This window comes from Streptomyces daliensis, assembly GCF_054782395.1.
The window spans coordinates 684,994-703,637 of record NZ_BAAGSO010000094.1; the positions used below are offsets into that span (position 1 = coordinate 684,994).

The 18,644-nt window shown below is 73.1% G+C and carries 14 protein-coding genes; 10 read left to right on the plus strand and 4 right to left on the minus strand.

Features of this window, described 5'->3' with window-relative positions; genetic code table 11:
* Positions 1–253: 253 nt before the first annotated feature.
* The 7 genes from ACYVOO_RS25535 (at position 254) to ACYVOO_RS25565 (ending at position 10,223) form a co-directional block, all read left to right on the plus strand.
* A complete protein-coding gene (locus ACYVOO_RS25535) occupies positions 254–1,411 on the plus strand; it encodes an RNA-guided endonuclease InsQ/TnpB family protein (protein WP_461018021.1) in 1,158 nt (385 codons plus the stop codon).
* Between the two features lie 166 nt (positions 1,412–1,577).
* Positions 1,578–3,182 (plus strand): alkaline phosphatase D family protein, encoded by a 1,605-nt coding sequence (locus tag ACYVOO_RS25540; RefSeq protein WP_461018022.1) that lies wholly within the window; start codon positions 1,578–1,580, stop codon positions 3,180–3,182.
* Between the two features lie 34 nt (positions 3,183–3,216).
* Positions 3,217–3,852, plus strand: a complete 636-nt coding sequence (locus ACYVOO_RS25545) for a DUF1990 family protein (RefSeq protein ID WP_461018023.1) — start codon at positions 3,217–3,219, stop codon at positions 3,850–3,852.
* A gap of 112 nt (positions 3,853–3,964) precedes the next feature.
* Positions 3,965–5,389, plus strand: coding sequence for a GNAT family N-acetyltransferase (locus ACYVOO_RS25550; protein WP_461018024.1), 1,425 nt, complete (start codon positions 3,965–3,967; stop codon positions 5,387–5,389).
* 172 nt (positions 5,390–5,561) lie between these two features.
* Complete coding sequence (locus tag ACYVOO_RS25555; RefSeq protein ID WP_461018025.1) at positions 5,562–7,265, plus strand: DUF885 domain-containing protein; 1,704 nt, start codon at positions 5,562–5,564, stop codon at positions 7,263–7,265.
* Positions 7,266–7,601: 336 nt separating this feature from the next.
* Entirely contained in the window at positions 7,602–9,122 is a 1,521-nt protein-coding gene (locus ACYVOO_RS25560; RefSeq protein ID WP_461018026.1) for a SulP family inorganic anion transporter, read from the plus strand.
* Positions 9,123–9,371: 249 nt separating this feature from the next.
* Positions 9,372–10,223 (plus strand): endonuclease I family protein, encoded by an 852-nt coding sequence (locus ACYVOO_RS25565; RefSeq protein ID WP_461018027.1) that lies wholly within the window; start codon positions 9,372–9,374, stop codon positions 10,221–10,223.
* A gap of 93 nt (positions 10,224–10,316) precedes the next feature.
* Here ACYVOO_RS25565 and ACYVOO_RS25570 read toward each other — a convergent pair whose 3' ends face one another.
* The gene (locus ACYVOO_RS25570; protein WP_461018028.1) at positions 10,317–10,811 is read right to left on the minus strand and encodes an STAS domain-containing protein; all 495 of its coding nucleotides are present in this window, start codon (positions 10,809–10,811) and stop codon (positions 10,317–10,319) included.
* 297 nt (positions 10,812–11,108) lie between these two features.
* On the opposite strand from ACYVOO_RS25570, the gene ACYVOO_RS25575 reads away from it, so the two are divergent.
* Positions 11,109–12,032 (plus strand): alpha/beta hydrolase family protein, encoded by a 924-nt coding sequence (locus ACYVOO_RS25575; protein WP_461018029.1) that lies wholly within the window; start codon positions 11,109–11,111, stop codon positions 12,030–12,032.
* Positions 12,033–12,102: 70 nt separating this feature from the next.
* On the opposite strand, the gene ACYVOO_RS25580 is transcribed toward ACYVOO_RS25575, so the two are convergent.
* A complete protein-coding gene (locus tag ACYVOO_RS25580) occupies positions 12,103–15,273 on the minus strand; it encodes an AAA family ATPase (RefSeq protein WP_461018030.1) in 3,171 nt (1,056 codons plus the stop codon).
* Entirely contained in the window at positions 15,270–16,505 is a 1,236-nt protein-coding gene (locus ACYVOO_RS25585; protein ID WP_461018031.1) for an exonuclease SbcCD subunit D, read from the minus strand. Before ACYVOO_RS25585 ends, ACYVOO_RS25580 begins: the two co-directional genes overlap by 4 nt.
* 446 nt (positions 16,506–16,951) lie before the next feature.
* Here ACYVOO_RS25585 and ACYVOO_RS25590 point away from each other — a divergent pair, with 446 nt between their 5' ends.
* Entirely contained in the window at positions 16,952–17,182 is a 231-nt protein-coding gene (locus tag ACYVOO_RS25590; protein WP_461018032.1) for a hypothetical protein, read from the plus strand.
* A 61-nt stretch (positions 17,183–17,243) separates the two neighbouring features.
* On the opposite strand, the gene ACYVOO_RS25595 is transcribed toward ACYVOO_RS25590, so the two are convergent.
* On the minus strand, positions 17,244–17,873 hold the full coding sequence (locus ACYVOO_RS25595) for a YigZ family protein (protein WP_461018033.1): 630 nt from the start codon (positions 17,871–17,873) through the stop codon (positions 17,244–17,246).
* Between the two features lie 98 nt (positions 17,874–17,971).
* On the opposite strand from ACYVOO_RS25595, the gene ACYVOO_RS25600 reads away from it, so the two are divergent.
* Entirely contained in the window at positions 17,972–18,412 is a 441-nt protein-coding gene (locus tag ACYVOO_RS25600) for a CoA-binding protein (protein WP_461018034.1), read from the plus strand.
* Positions 18,413–18,644: the final 232 nt, after the last annotated feature.

An 18,644-nucleotide genomic window follows, 5' to 3' on the forward strand; every position in this document is an offset into this window, starting at 1 on the left:
GCGCGGAATCCTAGAGCGGCGGTCCGACACCGCACCACGCCGTTCGGCCACGCCGCTGGACCACGCCGTTCGGCGGGAACCCTTATGTCCGCTGTGGCGTCGGTGTTCACCTTGATCCAGCCAGGAAGCCCGGAACTTCAACCCCGGGAGGAATGGCTTCTTCGGGGCAGAGCCGTGCAGCGGCGGAGTTCGTTTCGTGGCGTCTGGGCGGAAAGGTGGTTTCTGATGGCCTGGTCGTACTAGGTTGTTCTGCGTGAAGATTGTTGCGCAGGTGAAATTGCTGCCTGCTTCTGCGTATGACGCGGACGCTCTGGCGGCGACCCTGCGTGCCTGCAACCGGGCCGCGAACGCGGCCAGTGAGGTGGCGTTCGCCAAGGACCTCAAGCGGCGGAACGTGCTGCAAGAGGCCGTGTACCACCGGATCAAGGCTGATTTTGACCTCGGGGCGCAGGCCGCGGTGCGGACCGTCAAGAAGGTGTGCGACGCGTACGCCACGCTCAAGGGCAACATCCGGGCGGGGAACTACGGCCCCGAGGGTTCCAAGCGCCGGGGCAGGGTCGAGTCTCAGCCGGTCGTCTTCCGCGAGGATGCCGCTCAGCCGTTCGACGACCGGATGCTGACGTGGAACCTCGACGAGCAGACCGTGTCCCTCTGGACGGTGGCCGGACGCCTGAAAGGCATCCCGTTCGTCTGCTCCCCTCAGTCGCTCAAGCTGCTCGCCTCCCGCAAGGGCGAGTCGGATCTGATGATGCGCGAGGGGATGTTCTTCCTCATCGCCACCATCGAGGTGCCCGAACCCGAGCCGTATGAGCCGACCGGGTTCCTCGGCGTGGACCTGGGCATCGTCAACATCGCCACCACGTCCGACGGACAGATCATGTCCGGGCGGCAGGTCAACCGCTACCGCAAGCGGCACCGCGACCTGCGCAAGAAGTTGCAGAAGAAGCGCACCAAGTCCGCACAGCGCCGCCTTGCCGGTATCCGGCGCCGCGAGTCGCGGTACGCCACCCAACGCAACCACATCATCGCCAAGAAGCTCGTGCACACCGCTGAACGCACCTCCCGAGGTATCGGTCTGGAAGATCTGACCGGTATCCGGCAGAGGGTTACGGCCAGGAAAGACCAGCGGGCACGACTGCACTCCTGGGCCTTCGCCCAGCTCGGCGCGTTCGTCGGGTACAAGGCACGACGGGCGGGGGTGCCCATGGTCCACGTGGACCCGCGCAACACCTCCCGTCAGTGCTCCGAGTGCTGGCACACCCACCGCACCAACCGGGTGACCCGAGCGAAGTTCGCCTGCCGCTCCTGCGGGATCGTGCTGCACGCGGACTACAACGGCTCCCGCAACATCGCCCACCGGGCCGATGCTGCGTGGCAGCGGGGCGCAGTCAACCGCCCCAGTACCGCCTAGCGGTACCGGATGCAGGGGACCACAGCACGGCATCAAGACCACCGTACTCTGCCTGCAAGCCCGACCCATCAGGGCCGAGTAGTTGACTGGGGCGTCGTGTGTGGGGCACACGAAACGGCTATACGTGAGCCGCCGACCCTTTGACCACCACCAGGAGGCCCGTCCCATGGCGCAAGACGATCCGACCACCGGCAGAACCCCGGCCCCGGCTCCGGCTCCGGGGCGGCGTGCGGTGCTGCGCGGCTCGCTCGCCGCTTCCGCCGCGCTCTCGCTGCCCGCGCTCTCCGGCGCGGCGCCCGCGCAGGCCCTCGCGGGGCGGCCGAGCGCCAAGTGGGGCGTCCAGGCGGGTGACGTGACCACGTCGTCCGGGCTGGTGTGGGCGCGTGCCGACCGCAGGGCGCGGATGGTGGTGGAGACGTCGGCGACGGAGTCGTTCCGGAACGCGAAGCGCTGGCACGGCCCCGTCGTGGGCCCGGAGACGGACTTCACGGGGCGCACCGCGCTGCGCGGCCTGCCCGCGGGCGAGCAGATCCACTACCGCGTGCTCCTCGCCGACCCCGACGACCCGCGCCGCACGGGCGAGCCCGTGTACGGCACCTTCCGTACGGCCCCTGACCGCAGGCGCGAGGACGTGCGCTTCCTGTGGTCGGGCGACCTGGCGGGGCAGGGCTGGGGGATCAACCCGGACCGGGGCGGCTATCCGATCTTCGAGGAGATGCGCCGTCTGGACCCGGACTTCTTCCTCAACAGCGGCGACACCATCTACGCCGACTCCCCCATCGTGGAGAAGGTCGAGCTGCCGGGGGGCGGCGTGTGGCGGAACGTCACCACGCCGGAGAAGGCGAAGGTCGCCGAGACGCTGGACGAGTTCCGCGGGAACTTCCGCTACAACCTCCTTGACGAGAACCTGCGCCGCTTCAACGCGCAGGTCCCCTCCGTCGTGCAGTGGGACGACCACGAGGTGCTGAACAACTGGTACCCGGGCGAGATCCTGGACGACGCGCGCTACACCGTGAAGGACGTGGACACCCTCGCCGCCCGCTCCCTGCGGGCCTTCAGCGAATACTTCCCCCTCTCCACCCTGCCCCCGGGTGACGACGAGGGCAGGGTCTACCGCGTGGTGCACCACGGTCCCCTGCTGGACGTGTTCGTGCTGGACATGCGCTCGTACCGCAACGCCAACTCGCCGGGCCGTCAGGCCGACGACACACAGGGCATCCTCGGCGCGACGCAGCTCAAGTGGCTCAAGCGGGAGCTGTCGCGCTCGCGCGCGGTGTGGAAGGTCATCGCGTCGGACATGCCGGTCGGCCTCGTGGTCCCGGACGGCAAGACGGACTTCGAGGCGGTGGCGCAGGGTGATCCGGGCGCGCCGCTGGGCAGGGAACTCCAGATCGCGGAGTTGCTGCGGCACATCAAGCGGCAGCGGATCACCGGCACGGTCTGGTTCACCACGGACGTGCACTACACCTGCGCGCAGCACTACGAGCCGTCGGAGGCGGCGTTCGACGACTTCGCCCCGTTCTGGGAGTTCATCTCGGGCCCGCTGAACGCGGGCGGCTTCCCCGCGCTGAAGCTGGACGGCACGTTCGGCCCGAAGCAGGCGTTCGCGAAGGCACCGAGCACGGCGAACGTGCCGCCGTCCGAGGGCGGCCAGTTCTACGGGCAGGTCGACATCGACGGGTCGAGCGGCGAGATGACGGTCCGGCTGCGCGAGGAGGGCGGCGAGGTTCTCTATACGAAGGTGCTCCAGCCGGGGCGCGTAGGCCAGTGAGGGGTACGGGCCGGGAGTGCGGCACCCTGTCCGTATGACGGAAGGCTCCGCTCCGCCGCCCCCTCCGGGCCCGCCGGGGCGCCCCGCCGTGCGGCGCGCCCCGGACCTCACGGGCCTCACCTACGCGGAGACCGGCGCGACCTGGGAGGACACGGCTCCGCCGCCCGGCTACCGCGCGCTGCGCGTGAGCACGGTGCTCGGCTCCGGCGACGCCGTCTTCCGCGCCGCCGCAGCGGCCCTCATGGAGTGGCGGATGCACCGCGCGATGGGGGTACGCGTAACCAAGGGGGCCACGCGGGCGGGGCGCGCCGCGCCGGGCGCCGAGGTCACCGTGGGTCTGGGCGTGGGGCCGCTGCGGGTGTACGGGCCGTGCCGGGTGGTGTGGACGGCGGAGGGCGAACGCCTGGCGGGGTGGGCCTACGGGACGCTGCCGGGCCACCCGGTCTCCGGCGAGGAGGCGTTCCTCGTCAGCCGCGACGGCGCGGGCCCGGACGCCGCCGTGGTGCTGACGGTGCGCGCGTTCAGCAGGCCCCGCACCTGGTGGACCCGCGCGGCGGGACCGTTGCTCCGGTGGTTCCAGCGCGCGTACGCGCGACGCTGCGGGCAGGTGCTCCGGCGCGTCGCAGGGGGCGACGGGAGCGTACGGGGCGGGCGGGACGGGCGGGGCTGAGCAGGGCACGTAAAAGGGGTATCAATAGGGCGCTAAGCACCCAGACGCACCCTTAACCCATCGGTCACAGAGCGTTCTTGATCACGCAATACCCGTGCGTGAGGGTGGTTTCATGGCTCACAACCCGAAGCGCAGGAAACCGCACCGTCCCCACCACTGGCGCCGTGACGTGGTCGAGCTGGCCGCCCTGTTCACCGCCGTCGCCGTCGCCGACACCGCGGCCAAGACCGTGGTGCACGCCCCCGAGGGACCCGTCACGCTGAGTGTCGCCGCGGCGGCGCTGCTGGCCACGGCCGGGTTCCACGCATGGTGGTCACGACGTCACACGCACGCGCCGCCGGGCTCCGATACGGACGGTCCGCACACGACGCGCGTACCGGCGCACACCCGCACCCCGGCGGACGGCGAGGACTCCGCGACGCGCGGGGTGACCTCGCTGTGGCGGATGCGCACGACCGTCGAGGAGGCGCCGGGCTCCCTCGCCGCGCTGTGCACGGCGATGGCGGAGCACCGGGTGGACGTCCTCTCCCTCCAGACGCACCCGCTCGGCGACCGCACCGTGGACGAGTTCCTGCTGCGCGCCCCGGAGGCGCTGGAGGGCGACGAGCTGTCCCGGTTCGTCTCCCGCGCGGGCGGCAGCGACACCTGGCTGGAGCGCGCCGACGCGCACGACCTGGTGGACGCCCCGGCCAGGGTGCTCGGCCTGGCCACCCGTACGGCGCTGGACGCGGCGGAACTCCCGCTCGCGCTGCGCCAGTTGCTGGGGCGCTGCGCCATCCAGTCGCTGCCCCCGGTCCCCGTGTTCGGACACAGGGCGGCCGGTGAGGTGCCGCCGGAGGGTGTGATGGAGGAGTACACGCTGCGGCTGCCCGACCCGGCGGGCGGGGCCATCGTCGTCGAACGGCCCCATCTGCCCTTCACCCCGACGGAGTTCGCGCGCGCCCGCGCGCTCGTCGAGCTGGACGCCAGGCTGGGGCACCGCATGCCGCGCAGCCGTGACGCGCTGACCCTGCCGGAGGGGCAGGAGATCACCGTACGCAGGGCGGACACCAGCGACCTCGACGCGGCCCGCGCGATGCACGAACGCTGCTCGCAGCGGACCCTCGCGCTGCGCTACCACGGCCCCGTCAAGGACGCCGACCGCTATCTGGGCCACCTGCTCTCGCCGCGCTTCGGGCGGACCCTCGCCGTGGAGACGGCCTCGGGCAAGCTGGTGGCGCTGGGGCACCTGCTGTGGGACGGCGACGAGACCGAGGTGGCCCTCCTGGTCGAGGACGCCTGGCAGCGCAGGGGCATCGGCGAGGAGCTGCTGCGGCGGCTGGTCGCGCTGGCCGGTGAGGCGCGCTCCGAGTGCGTCTACGCCGTCACCCAGTCGTCCAACACCGCCATGGTCGCGGCGATGCGGGGCCTCGGGCTCCCGCTCGACTACCAGGTGGAGGAGGGCACGCTCGTCATCACGGCGCGGCTGGCTCCCGCCCCCGCGTCCGCGCCGTCGGCTGAACCCGTGGCCCCCGCGACGAAGGGCGCCGAGGGCTGAGAACGCACCGGAGCGGGACGTACCCCAGGGGCCCCTGGGGTACGTCCCGCTCCCGGCCGCGTCCCGTACGTACGCGCCCCCGCGACGCCCCCGCCCACGGCGCGGCGCCGATCCGTCAGCTCACGGCGCAATGCTGGTGACGCGGGGCGCCTCCCCGTACCAGGATGGGCGCATGTCCGATGCAATGAATGCCGCGCCCCTGCCGCGCCAGGTCGCCGACGCCTATGTCGACGCGCTCGTCGAACTCGACCCGATCACCGGCACCTATCTCGGAGTGCCCGAGAGCCATGGCAAGCTGCCCGACTTCTCCCCCGCGGGCCAGGAGGCGCTGGCGGAGCTGAGCCGGGTGACGCTCCAGCGGCTGGCCGAGGCGGAGGCACGGCCCGGCGGGGACAGCGAGGCGGAGCGGCGCTGCGCGCGGCTGCTGCGCGAGCGGCTGACCGCCGAGCTGGCCGTGCACGAGGCGGACGAGGGCCTGCGCGCCGTCAGCAACCTCAACTCTCCGGCGCACTCCGTGCGCGGCATCTTCACCGTGATGCCGTCCGAGTCCGCGGAGGACTGGACGAACGTGGCCGCGCGGCTGCGTGCGGTGCCCGCGGCGATGGAGGGGTACCGCGCGTCGCTGGAGGCCGGGCTCGCCAAGAAGCTGTACGCGGGCCCGCGCCAGGTGTCCACGGTGACCGGCCAGCTCAGCGAGTGGATCGGCGAGGACGAGCAGGGGGACGGCAAGGGCTGGTTCGTCTCCTTCGCTGGCGAGGGCCCCGAGTCGCTGCGCGCGGAGCTGACCGAGGCCGCCGGAGCGGCCACACGCGCCATCGGAGAGCTGCGCGACTGGCTGCGCGACGTCTACGCGCCCGCCGTCGAGGGCGCCCCGGAGACCGTGGGCCGTGAGCGCTACGCGCGCTGGGCCCGCTTCTGGAACGGCGCCGATCTGGACCTGGACGAGGCGTACGCGTACGGCTGGTCCGAGTTCCACCGGCTGCTCGCCGAGATGCGCGTCGAGGCGGAGAAGATCCTGCCGGGCGCCCGCACCCCCTGGGAGGCGCTGCGCCACCTGGACACGCACGGCGAGGCCGTCGAGGGCGTGGACGAGGTGCGCGACTGGCTCCAGAGCATCATGGACGAGGCCATCGAGAAGCTGGACGGCACCCACTTCGAGCTGGCCGAGCGCGTCAAGCGCGTCGAGTCCCGCATCGCGCCGCCCGGCAGCGCCGCCGCCCCGTACTACACGCAGCCGTCGCTGGACTTCTCCCGCCCTGGCCGCACCTGGCTGCCGACGATGGGCGAGACCCGCTTCCCCGTCTACGACCTGGTCTCGACGTGGTACCACGAGGGCGTTCCAGGCCACCACCTCCAGTTGGCCCAGTGGGCGCACGTCGCGGACGAGCTGTCGCGCTACCAGACAACGGTCGGCATGGTCAGCGCCAACGCGGAGGGCTGGGCGCTCTACGCCGAGCGGCTGATGGACGAGCTGGGCTTCCTGCACAACGCGGAGCGGCGCCTCGGCTATCTGGACGCGCAGATGATGCGCGCGACGCGCGTGATCGTGGACATCGGCATGCACCTGGAGCTGGAGATCCCGGCCGACTCGCCCTTCCACCCCGGCGAGCGGTGGACGCCCGAGCTGGCGCAGGAGTTCTTCGGGATGCACAGCGGCCGTCCCGCCGACTTCGTCGAGAGCGAGCTGGTGCGCTATCTGGGCATTCCGGGCCAGGCCATCGGCTACAAACTGGGCGAGCGCGCCTGGCTGACGGGCCGTGCGGCGGCCCGCGAGGCACACGGTGACGCCTTCGACGCGAAGAAGTGGCACATGGCCGCGCTGTCCCAGGGCTCGCTGGGCCTGGACGACCTGGTGGCGGAACTCTCCGCACTCTGACCCGCCCTCGGTCCCCGGCCCCTGGCCACTGGCCCACAGTCCGCGCGCCCGGCCCGTATCCCGCGTTCCTCACCGGCGGGGTGCGGGCCGCGCGCGTTCAGGAACCCGCCCCGCGCCCTCGTGCGCTGGGCTTTTCTCTTCAGGCTGCCTTCAGGAAGCGTGCGCCATCGTGTGGCGCACGGTGCCCGGAAAGATCGCGGCGGGGCCCGCTCCGCCGTGCCCGCTCCCCTGCCGCGTCAACGCCGACGTGGCGGCCGTCGCACCGTTCCCTGACATGACCCGACCACACCACGCGCGCCGCGGCAGCACTGCGCAGCGCGTAGGAGGCAGGCCAGCATGAGGAACCGGATCCCCGCGTTCTCCCCCCTCACTCCCCCCGTGATCAGGCGCGACGTCCTCGCGTCCCTGGTCGTCTTCCTCGTCGCCGTCCCCCTGTGCGTCGGCGTGGCCGTCGCCTCGGGCGTTCCGGCCGAACTGGGCCTCATCACCGGCATCGTCGGCGGGCTCGTCGTCGGCTGTCTGCCCGGCAGCTCGCTCCAGGTGAGCGGTCCGGCCGCCGGGCTCACCGTCCTCGTCTACGAGGCCGTCCGCGAGTTCGGGCTTCCCGCGCTCGGCCTCATCGTGCTCGCGGCCGGACTGCTCCAGGTCGCGCTCGGCGCCCTGCGCTTCGGCCGCTGGTTCCGCGCGATCTCCGTCGCCGTGGTGCAGGGGATGCTGGCCGGGATCGGCCTCGTCCTCGTTCTCGGGCAGGTCTACGCGATGGCCGACGCCGAGCAGCCCAGCAGCGGCCTCGGCAAGCTGGCGGGGCTGCCGGGGCTCGCCGCCGACATCGTCAGCGGCCCGGCCGCGCTCCCGGCCTTCTGCGTCGGCGTGGGCACCCTCGCCGTCCTCGTCCTGTGGCAGCGGCTGCCCGCCAAGGTCCGTCTCGTGCCGGGCCCCCTCGTGGCCGTCGCCCTCGCCACAGCGGTGACCGCGGTGGCCGGGCTCCCCGTGGCCAAGGTCGAGGTCCACGGGCTGATCGCGTCGGTCCAGCCGCCGGGGCTGGGCGAACTCGGCTCGCTGGCACAGCTCTCCTTCCTCGGTACCGTCCTCGCCTTCGCCCTCATCGCGTCCGCCGAGAGTCTCTTCAGCGCGGCGGCCGTGGACCGCATGCGGGAGGGGGCGCGTACGGACTACGACAAGGAGCTGATGGCACAGGGCGCCGGCAACCTGGTCTGCGGCGCGCTGGGCGCGCTCCCGATGACCGCCGTGATCGTGCGCAGCGCCGCCAATGTCCAGGCGGGCGCGCGGACCAAGCTCTCCCGTGTGCTGCACGGCTTCTGGCTGCTGCTGTTCGCCGCGCTGTTCCCCTCCGCGCTCGGCGTCATCCCCGTCGCCGCGCTCGCGGGCGTGCTGGTGCACGCGGGCGCGAAGCTGGTGCCCGTACGGCAGTTGGCGCCGCTGTGGCGCGAGCACCGGGGCGAGGCGGTCGTCCTCGGGGTGACCGCGGTCGCGATCGTGGTGACCAACATGTTCGAGGGCGTGCTGCTCGGGCTGCTGCTGGCCGTCGTGAAGACCGCGTGGGAGACCTCCCACGTCCACGTGGACGTGCGCGAGCTGACGGGCGGGCGGCTCGTGGTGTCGGTCGGCGGCAACGCGACGTTCCTGCGGCTGCCCAAGATCCTGGACACGCTGGAGGCGCTGCCCCCTTCGAGGCCCGTCGAGCTGGATCTGACCGGGCTGCGGCACCTGGACCACGCCTGCCGCACCGCGCTGGACAACTGGGCCGAGCAGCACAACGCGACGGGCCAGGACTCACCCGTCCGTGTCACGGGCACCCCCGCCCTCGCGGGACGGTCCGCCGCCTCAGGGGAGTGACGGCGACGGTCCCCGCACCCCCAGGGGGAGCGGCGGGACCGGAGGGCCGACGGGTCGGGACATGCCCGCCATTCCCGCCCAACGGGAACAGGTGTTCACCGTTTCTCCGCAGATCCCTTCCGTCACCGTCGCACCGAGGAGATGCGGCGGTGGAAGGCTTCACCGCGGCTGATGACCCGTCGGCCGGTGCCGCTCCGCACCCCCACGTTCGGCGGCGCGGTGCCACATCCTCGGGGAGAGGACAGCTTCGTGGACCAGACGAAACGTTCCACCGCGCGCCGTAGAACCCTGACCGGGCTCACCGGAGCCGTACTCGTCGCGCTCGCCGCCGCCACCGTGACCACGGCGCAGGCGACGCCCGAACCCGCGTCGCCCGCGGCCCACTCGGCCGCCGCCCGGGCCGGTTCCGCCGCGGACGACGCGTACTACAAGGACGCGGAGGGCAAGACCGGCGACGAACTCAAGTCCGCGCTGCACGAGATCATCAGCAGCAACACCACCCAGCTCTCGTACGACGAGGTGTGGGACGCGCTCAAGGTCACCGACCAGGACCCCGACAACTCGTCCAACGTCATCCTCCTCTACAGCGGCCGTTCCCAGTCCAAGGACAGCAACGGCGGCGACGCGGACGACTGGAACCGCGAGCACGTCTGGGCCAAGTCGCACGGCGACTTCGGCACCAGCACGGGCCCCGGCACCGACGTCCACCATCTGCGGCCCACCGACGTGTCGGTCAACAGCACCCGAGGCAACAAGGACTTCGACGAGGGCGGCACGGAGGTCGACGAGGCCCCGGGCAACTTCACCGACGACGACTCCTACGAGCCGCGCGACGCGGTCAAGGGCGATGTCGCCCGGATGATCCTCTACATGGCCGTCCGCTACGACGGCGACGACGGCTTCGCCGACCTGGAGCCGAACGACGAGGTGGACAACGGCTCGAAGCCGAACATCGGCCGCCTCTCGGTCCTCAAGGAGTGGAGCACGCAGGACCCGCCGGACGACTTCGAGAAGAACCGCAACCAGGTGATATTCGACCAGTTCCAGCACAACAGGAACCCGTTCATCGACCACCCGGAGTGGGTCGGCGAGATCTGGTAGACCGCCGTCGGCCCAGCGCCATTGACGAGCGCTCCCGTACCCCTACCCCTTCCGGTACGGGAGCGCTCTTCCCCGGCTCTGCGCGGGGCGCGCTCAGGCGAGGCCCGAGGGCGGCGCGGGCGGCGGGGGAATGCGCTCGGACAGGTCGGACGAGGCCAGCTCGGCACGTACCTCGGGGGTCTCGAAGAGGCCGCAGGGCACCTGCGGCGGCCAGACGGGACGGTGGTGCTCGGGCACCGTGTCCAGCGCCTGGCGGACGGTGTCGAAGGCGCGCAGCAGGGTGTCGCTGCTGGTCTGGTGCAGCAGATCGGCGAGCCTGCGCCCCACACCGGCGAGCAGGAGCGCGCCGTCACGGCGGTGCAGCAGCCAGCGCAGGCTCAGCATGCAGTACAGGCCCCGCGAGTCGCAGAAGGACAGCGCGGTCACATCCAGGATCAGATAGCGGTAGCCGGCCGCCGCCGCGGCACCGAGCGAGGTGAGGAACTGCCGCTCGGACACATAGTCGAGGTCGCCGCTCACCCGTACCACCGCACAGCCGTCACAGGCCGCGAGAGCGGTGATGCGCACATGGCTGGACTCTGGGGGCACCGCACCTCCGTTCGGTCATCGCGTCAGAACCAGTAGCCAGCGGCACATTACCGACTCACCCGGCCGCTCCTGTCACCGAGGCCACCCAAGACCCGCCGAAGTCCCCCGAAGAACCCCCGAAAATCCCCCGAACACCCACCCCGTTCACCACAGCGGCCCTGTCGGTTCCGGTCCGGCTCCGCGTGCCGGCCGGACGCGCCGTCCGGCGGGCGTCCGTGCCGCGATGACAACGCGGCGCCGCAAGATGTCCCGTCGAAGCGAAGAACGGCGGCGGGGACGTGGACACACTGTCGGCGCATGAGACCGAAGAGCACCCCCACGAGAACGACGAGAACGACGGGCACGGCGAGAACGCAGCACAGAGTCGCGCTGGTGACGGCCGTCGCCGCGCTCGCGGGCGCCGCGACGCTCGTGCCCCAGCAGGCGCAGGCGGGCCCCGGCAACCCTTACGAGCGCGGCCCCGCACCCACGGAGGCGAGCGTCACAGCGGAGCGCGGTCCCTTCGCCGTCTCCCAGAAGGCGGTACCCGAGAGCGCGGACGGCCGCTTCAACAAGGGCACCGTCTACTACCCCACCGACACCTCGCAGGGCACGTTCGGCGCCGTCGCGATCAGCCCGGGGTTCGTCTCCCCCGAGGCCGCCGTCGGCTGGCTCGGGCCGCGGCTGGCCTCCCAGGGCTTCGTCGTCATGACGCTGGAGACGAACACGCCGCTCGACTTCCCCGACCAGCGCGCCGACCAGTTGCTCGGCGCGCTGGACTGGCTCACCACGTCGAGCGACGTACGCGAGCGGATCGACGCCTCCCGGCTCGCGGTCGCGGGCCACTCCATGGGCGGCGGCGCCAGCCTCCGCGCCTCCGAGAAGCGGCCGACGCTCCAGGCCGCCGTGCCCCTCACGCCCTGGCACACCGACAAGACGTGGGAGAAGGACCCCGTGCCCACGCTCGTCGTCGGCGCGGAGAACGACACCGTCGCGCCCGTGGCCGAGCACGCCGAGCCCTTCTACAGTAGCCTGAGCGCCGCGCCCGAGAAGGCGTACCTGGAGCTGGAGGGCGCCGACCATCTGGCGCCCGTGGCGCCCAATGTGACGGTGGCGAAGTACGCCATCTCGTGGCTCAAGCGGTACGTGGACGACGACACCCGCTACGAGCAGTTCCTCTGCCCGCCCCCGCGGCCCTCCTCGACGATCAGCGAGTACCGCGACACCTGCCCCGGTTCCTGAACCCTGACCCCCTGAGCCCGTGCGGGGCGCCCGTGGCGGGCGTCCCTCACGCAGCCCGTACGGGCGTCCCTCACGCCCGTACGGGCGCGGACCGGAGCCGCAGCGACGAGCCCTTGCGGGACTTGGCGACCTCCAGTTGCACCGGGACACGCTGCCGCAGGTCGGCGACGTGGCTGACGATCCCGACGCAGCGGTCGCGCTCGCGGAGTGAGTCGAGGACGTCCAGCACCTCATCCAGGGTCTGCTCGTCCAGGCTGCCGAAGCCCTCGTCGATGAAGAGGGTCTCCAGCCGGGTGCCGCCCGCCTCCTCGGTGACGACGTCGGCCAGGCCGAGCGCCAGGGCCAGCGAGGCGGAGAAGGTCTCGCCGCCCGAGAGCGTCGCCGTGTCCCGTTCGACGCCGGTCCACGCGTCGATGACGTGCAGCCCGAGCCCCGAACGGCCGCGGCCCGAGGCGCGCGCGTCGGAGTGCACGAGCGTGTAGCGCCCGCCCGACATGTGGGACAGCCGGGCGCTCGCCGCCGCTGCCACCTGCTCAAGGCGCGCTGCCAGCACGTACGACTCCAGCCGCATCTTGCGCTCGTTCTCGGCCGACGTGCCCGCCGCGAGTCCGGCGAGGCGCGCGACGCGCTCGTAGCTCTCGCGCAGCGGCGCCACCCGGCGCGCCTCCGCGAGCGCGCGGGCCGTGAGCCGGTCCAGCTCGTCGCAGCGGTGCCGGGCCGCCTCGTCGGCGGCCGACGCCGCGCGCAGCCGCGCGGTCGCCTCCCGCACCGCGCGCTCGGCCTCCTCGGTGTCGGCCGGGGCCTCGCCCGCGGCCTCTGCCAGCTCCGGGTCCGCCAGCTCCGCCGCGACGGCCGCCTCTTCGGCCTGCCGCGCCTCCAGCCGCTCGCGCAGGGCGGCCTGTTCGGCCTCGCCGAGCACCGCTTCGGCTGCGGCCCCGGGCGTGTCGAAGTGCGCGCGGTAGGCGGCGTCGGCGAGTCGCGCGTCGGCCTCCTTGAGCCGCTGCGCCGTGCCCTGCGCGGTACGGGCCGCCTCGGCTGCGCCGGTCAGCAGCGCGACACGCCGCTCCAGGGAGGCAGCGCGCTCGGCGACGCTGCGTGCCTCGCCGCGCGCCTGCCGCAACTCCTCGGCCAGCGACGCCTGTTCGCGCTGGAGCGCCTCGCGCTGCGAGGTGCGTGCCGCGCCGCGCCGGGCCGCGTCCTGCTGCTGGGCGCGGCGCCGCTCGTACTCGCCCTCGGCCCTGGCCAGCGCCTCCTTCGCCGCGTGTGCCCCGGCCGCCAGGCCGTGGGCCTCGGCGTGTTCGCGCTCCAGGCGGGCCGCGACCTCCGCGAGTTCCCCGGTCTCCTCCTCGCCGGACTCGGCGCGCGCGGCGGCCAGTTCCTCGCGCAGCCGTCCGAAGGTCTCCTCCGCCGACTCCCGCGCCGACTCCGCCCGCCCGCTGGCCGCGAACGCGCCGTCCTCGGCCTCCTGCCCGACGTGCTCGGCGTCCAGGCGCGCGGGCTCGGGGTGTTCGGGCGAGCCGCAGACGGCGCACGGCTCGCCGTCGCGCAGCCCGGCGGCCAGCTCGGCCGCGAAGCCGCGCAGCCGCCTGTCCTTGAGGTCGAGCCAGCGCTCGCGTGCGGCGGACGCCGCCTCACGGGCGCGCAGCGACGTCTCCCGCGCCGCCTCGGTCTCCCCGGCGAGCCGGTCCCTGCGCCGGGCCGCCTCCAGGCGGCGGCGTGCCGGTTCGAGCTGTCCTGCGAGGTGTTCGGTGCGGGCGAGTGCCTCCTGCGCGGCGTCGACGCGCCGCTGGTGCTCCTCGCGTGTGCGCTCCCAGCCCGCCAGCCACTCCTCGGCCTCGCGCAGCGCCTCCTCGTCGGCGCGCGACTCGCGCTCCAGCGCCCCGAGTTCGGCGGCGATGGCGCCCTCGCGGGCCTCGGCGCGGCGCGCCGCGCTCAGGGAGCCCAGTTCCTCGCGGGCCTCGCCCTCCAGTTCGGCGAGGCGCGCCGGGGCCGCGTCGGCGATGTCCTGCGGCAGCGGTGCGCGGCTGCGGCTCTCCTCGGCTGCGGCCCGCCGGTGCTCGGCCTCGGCCGACTCGCGCAGCGCTACGGCCGGGGCGACGGACTCGGCGGCGCGGGCGCGCTCCAGCCGCTCCCGTTCGGCGTCGCGACGCGGCGCCGTGGCCTCCAGTTCGGCGGCGCGCCGACGGGCCTCGGCGTGGCGCCGCTGACGCCGGGCCAGTTCGCGTACGTCGTCCTGTCGGCGTGTCGCGCGTGTGTGCGCGTCCTCGGCGGCGCGCGCGGCGAGGGCCGCGATGTCGCGGCGCTCGCGGGCCTCCGTACGGGCGAGGGCCGCCCATTCCAGCACCGCGTCGGCCAGCCCGGGGTCGCCGGGCGACAGCGGCGCGGCGTCGTCCTGGCCCGCGCCTGTGCGTGTACCCGGTCCCGTCGTGGCGGGGCGGCGTCCGCGCGCGGGGGCGGGGGCGGCGGCCTGCCGGCGCTGGTCGGGCACGGCGCGCGGGGTGCCGCCCCCCGGTGCTTCCGCGTCCGCATCCGTATCCGCGAAGGCTCCCGCGGACGGTGCGGCCTCCCCCGCCGCCTGGCGCATGCGGTGGGCGAGGCCGAGCAACGCCTCGTCCCCGGCCCGTACTTCCTCCTGCGCGCTCCTGCGCATCTTCGCCAGGTGGTCCTCGACGGCGGCGAAGCGCCCGGTGTCGAAGAGGCGGCCCAGCAGCTTGGCGCGCTCCTCGGCCCCGGCGCGCAAGAAGCGCGCGAAGTCTCCCTGCGGGAGCAGCACGACCTGGCAGAACTGGTCGCGGCTCATGCCCGTGAGCTGGGTGATCTCCTCGCCGATCTCCTGGTGGGAGCGGCTGAGCGCCTTCCAGTCGCCCGTCCCCGTGTCGTACTCGCGCAGCCACGACTGCGCCTTCTCCCTGGTGGTGCCGCTCCCCCGGAGCTTGGGCCGCTCCTGCTCCGGCCTGCGGGTGATCTCCAGCCGCCGCTCGCCGACGGTCAGGTCGAGCACGACCTCGGTCAGGGTGTGCGGCTCCGCGTGGTGGCTGCGCAGCGTGCCGCCCGGCTGCTGGCGGGCCCCCGGCACGCCCCCGTAGAGCGCGAAGCACACCGCGTCGAGCACGGAGGTCTTGCCCGCGCCCGTCGCGCCGTGCAGCAGGAAGAGTCCGGCGGCCGAGAGCGTGTCGAAGTCGACCTCGTGGGTGCCGCCGAAGGGCCCGAACGCGGTCATCGTCAGCCGGTGCAGCCTCATCGTGCCCCCTCGGTCACCGTGTGCCCCGCCCCCGCACTCGCCCCCGCTCCGGTCCCGGTGTCGGGCACCGCGTGCCCCGTCTCGGCCGCCTCGTCGGCCCGTACGGCGTCGAGCGCGGCGCTCAGCATGTCCCGCTCATCCGTGTCGGCGTCGCGGCCAGCGCGCACATGTCCGACGAAGTCCTCGGCGATCTGCTGGTCGCTGCGGCCGCGCAGCTTCCGCGCGTACGAGGCGTGCGCGTCCTCCTCCTCGCGCTCGGGCTGGAAGGCGAGGGCGAGGATGTGCGGGAAGCGGGTCTCCAGGCGGGCCATCGGCTCGTACGGGCGCGCCGCGTCGGTGAGGGTCGCCTCGACCCACGAATCCTCGTGCCGCGCATGTGCCGGGTCGGCCAGCAGCTCCTCCAGCGTGCCCCTGATCCTGGCCAGCGGGCGCGGCACGGGGCAGTCGATCCGCTCGGCCGCAACGGAGCCTGCGGCGTCCAGGTCGACGAGCCACATGGACTTGCGGTGCCCGCTCTCGGAGAAGGAGTAGGCCAGCGGCGAGCCCGAGTAGCGCACCCGCTCGGTGAGGGTCTGGCAGCCGTGGAGGTGGCCCAGTGCCGCGTAGTCCACGCCGTCGAAGACCGAGGCGGGGACGGAGGCGACGCCGCCGACGGTGAGGTCCCGTTCACTGTCGGAGACCTCGCCCCCCGTGACGAAGGCGTGGGCCAGGACGACGGAGCGGGTGCCCGGGGCGCGCCCGGCCAAGTCGGCGCGCACCCGGTCCATGGCGGCGCCCAGCACGGCGGTGTGGCTGCGCGTCTCGGCGCCCAGCTCCTCGCGCACGAGGGAGGGCTCCAGATACGGCAGCCCGTAGAAGGCCACGTCGCCGTGCGCGTCGGAGAGCAGCACGGGGGTGCCGCAGGAGGCGGGGTCGGTGCGCAGATGGATGCCCGCGCCCTCCATGAGCCCGGAGCCGACGCCGAGCCTGCGTGCCGAGTCGTGGTTGCCCGAGGTCATGACGGTGGGGACGCCGAGCGCGGCGAGCCGGTGCAGCGCCGTGTCGAACAGCTCGACGGCCGCGAGGGGCGGCACCGCCCGGTCGTAGATGTCCCCGGCGACGACGACGGCCTCGACCTCCCTGGCCTCCACCGTGGCGACGAGGTGGTCGAGGAAGGCCCGCTGCGCGTCGAGCAGGCTCACCCGGTGGAGGCCGCGCCCCAGGTGCCAGTCCGATGTGTGCAGCACTCTCACGACAGGCACCCCACCCGCACGTCCACCCTCTCCCGCCCTCTACGCCCTGGAGCCGGTACTTCACCGCCACCGGTCCCCGCCGGTGGGCACGCACCACACTAGCCCCGCTGCGCACACGCCTCGTCACGGCTCTCCCTACGGGCGCGGACCGGGAAGGCGAGGGCGAGAAGAGGCGAGAAGAGAGGAGGCGGGACAAGACCGGAGGAGCCGCCCCGGACAACACACGGAATGCGTCCGCGCCTCGTTTTCGAAGGCCCCGAGTGGTGAACCCGGTCACAGTGAGGACCGACGGAAGGAGGCGCGAGGGAGACTGTCCGGGCAAGCGGCCCGGGCGCGGCCATTGATTTCACGCCCTGTTCGCGGGCATTTTGCCTACGTGTAGGAACGCCACCTCGCGGAAAGACGACAGCGCGGTGACAAGTGATCCGGCGTACAGGAGGCGAGGGGTGAGCGAGGACGCTTTTACGGCCCGTTACTACCGCTATGAGGAAGCAGGCGAGCAGCGCTGCTCCTCGTTGCTGGAGGCCGTGCGTTATCTGAGACAGCACTACGAACGGGGGGACCTCTTCCCCCGTGACATCGTCGACCGCGACGAGACCGTGGTCCTGAGCGGTCACGCGCTGCGCCGCGCCATGGACCACGCACGCTCCCTCATACCCAGGCAGCGCCAGGAATAGGGGGCGGTACCCACACGTCCCGTCCGGAGGCCGGGCCCCCGCCTCCGCGGGGACGGCCGGCTCAGACCGACCCGTAGACCTCTCCGCCCAGCTCCAGCCGTGCGGTGCCCGCCGTGGCGTCGGCCAGCCAGGAGCGGAAGGCGTCGAGACCGGCCTCGGGCAGACCGACCTCGATGGCCACCTCTGCCCCGTAGGTCACCTCCCGCACCGCGTGCCCCGTCGCACGCAGCTCGTTCTCCAGCTTCCCCGCACGCTGATGGTCCGTGGTGACCGTGACGAGCCGGAAGCGCTGCCTCACGACGGTTCCCACCGCGTCCAGCGCCTCGCCGACCGCGCCCCCGTAGGCGCGGATCAGACCGCCCGCGCCCAGTTTGGTGCCGCCGAAGTAGCGGGTCACGACGGCGACCGCGTAGCGGATCTCGCGACGGGTCAGCATCTGGAGCATGGGCACCCCGGCCGTGCCGCCCGGCTCACCGTCGTCGCTGGCCTTCTGGACCGCGCCGTCGGCGCCGATGACGTAGGCCCAGCAGTTGTGGTTGGCGGCCGGGTGCCGCTTGCGCACGCCCGCGATGAAGTCCTGCGCCTCCCGCTCCGTGGCGGCGGGCGCGAGGGCGCAGAGGAAGCGCGAACGGCTGATCTCGGTCTCGTGGACACCCTCGCCCGCGACGGTCACATACTGCTCCTGCTGCATCCCGCCACCCTATGCGGGCCGGTACGGGGGCTGTGCGGGACCGGTGCGGGGCCGGTGCGGGCGGGAATGCTCCGCCCGTGCCAGGGGTTGGATCAGCCATGGCAGCGACACACGGTGACACATACGGCGAGACGTACGGCGACCAGGAAACGGTCCGCAGGATCCTGACGGAGTCGGGCGACACCTGGGCGGTGGTCGGCCTCTCCAACAACCAGGCGCGTGCCGCGTACGGCGTGGCGGGGGTACTCCAGCGCTTCGGCAAGCGCGTGGTACCGGTGCATCCGAAGGCGGAGCCGGTCCACGGCGAACGGGGCTACGCCTCCCTGGCCGACATCCCCTTCCCCGTCGACGTCGTGGACGTCTTCGTCAACGCGGACCTGGCGGGGGCCGTCGCCGACGAGGCGGTGGCCGTGGGCGCCAAGGCGGTCTGGTTCCAGCTCGACGTGATCGACGAGTCCGCGTACGCGCGTACGCGCGCGGCGGGCCTGGACATGGTGATGAACCGCTGCCCGGCGATCGAGATCCCCCGCCTGGGCTGAGCCGCGCCGGGTCACGAATGGGGGCCCAGCGCCGGAACAGGCTGGCCCGGGAAGTCCAGCCAAGGCGTGTGTGCACCGCCAGGCGTCACCGGAAACTCCTCTGCCTCAGCGGCGGTTCCATACGCGTCCCGTAGTTCCACTTCGGCACCGGCCGTCAAGACCGCCTGTCAGCGCAGGCCCGCCGGTCGGACCGGGCCGTCTTCGGCCCGCGCGTAAACCCCGTGCCGGAGCC